The organism is Pseudomonas persica (assembly GCF_900291015.1).
Lineage (GTDB): Bacteria > Pseudomonadota > Gammaproteobacteria > Pseudomonadales > Pseudomonadaceae > Aquipseudomonas.
This window is the reverse complement of the sequence record NZ_OLKL01000272.1, coordinates 1-249: the sequence shown is the minus strand read 5'-3', so window position 1 is coordinate 249 and position 249 is coordinate 1. Positions and strand designations below refer to the sequence as shown.

Here is a 249-nt window from a genome sequence, read left to right as displayed (position 1 = left end):
TGGCAACACGGCCCGAGCGCTTCCACGCCCGGGTGGAACAGGTCTGCCGGCTGGCCGATCTCGAGCGCACGCGGCTGCTGCGCTGGATCGCGGCCAGTGCCGGCCTGTCAGCGGTGTGGTTCAGGGATGATGGCGACCCGGCCGACATCGATGAGGCGGTGGCCATGATGGCCCTGCAGGCGCTGGCGGAGGCGTGACTCGAACCTGGCAGGTGCCCACCTTGGCGGGCACGCCGCGCCAGGGTCAGGC

General features: G+C 71.9%; 1 protein-coding gene. It reads left to right on the top strand.

Annotation, left to right across the window (positions count from 1 at the left end):
* On the top strand, positions 1–197 hold a 197-nt coding region (locus tag FQ664_RS26545; RefSeq protein ID WP_306109840.1), incomplete at its 5' end, for an aminoglycoside phosphotransferase family protein.
* Between the last annotated feature and the right edge of the window lie 52 nt (positions 198–249).